1 protein-coding gene is annotated in these 250 nt (G+C 64.0%); it reads left to right on the top strand.

Annotation, left to right across the window (positions count from 1 at the left end):
• Positions 1–250, top strand: a 250-nt coding sequence (locus TSA1_RS27110; protein WP_145984434.1) for a DUF1522 domain-containing protein, incomplete at both ends; no start/stop codon positions are given.

The following is a 250-nucleotide window of genomic DNA, read 5'->3' as shown; positions in this document are numbered from 1 at the left end:
ACCTTCAAGAACGCGCAGACGCCGCAGTCGGCAGCCAGCGTGACCTCGGGTGGTGTCAACGGCAACATCGTCACCGACGGCAACGGCAACTCGACCGTCTATCTCCAGAGCGCAACTGTAACCGACCTGCTCAACGCGATCGACCTCGCCACCGGCGTGCAGACCGCGAAGGTCACTTCGGGTGCGGCGACGCTCTCGACCGCGACCGGACAGTCCAACTCGACGGTGAATACCTCGGGCCAGCTCAAGA

It is taken from the genome of Bradyrhizobium nitroreducens (assembly GCF_002776695.1).
Taxonomy (GTDB): Bacteria; Pseudomonadota; Alphaproteobacteria; order Rhizobiales; family Xanthobacteraceae; genus Bradyrhizobium; species Bradyrhizobium nitroreducens.
This window is presented reverse-complemented; position numbering and strand designations above follow the sequence as displayed.